General features: G+C 54.1%; 1 pseudogene. It reads left to right on the forward strand.

Features of this window, described 5'->3' with window-relative positions:
* A pseudogene (locus tag EN852_RS38645) lies at positions 1-305 on the forward strand (PIG-L family deacetylase); the annotation flags it as partial.

A 305-nucleotide genomic window follows, 5' to 3' on the forward strand; every position in this document is an offset into this window, starting at 1 on the left:
GAGCCAAGAGCGAGAGATCAAGGAATGGCTTGCGCTTCAGGCGAGAAGTGTCAAACCTGATCTGATCTTCACCCATCGCCGCGATGACGCGCATCAGGATCATCGCCAAGTAAACAAGATCACTTGGAACCTTTTTCGAGACCACCTTATACTCGAATACGAAGTCCCGAAGTGGGATGGCGACTTAGGCCAGCCAAACTTCTACATGCCGTTGTCGGAAGCCCAGATGCGGCGCAAAACCGAGTTGCTCCTCGCCCATTTCGGCAGCCAGCGGTCCAAGGACTGGTTTGACGCAGAGACGTTTC

It is taken from the genome of Mesorhizobium sp. M2E.F.Ca.ET.209.01.1.1 (assembly GCF_004010375.2).
GTDB lineage: Bacteria > Pseudomonadota > Alphaproteobacteria > Rhizobiales > Rhizobiaceae > Mesorhizobium.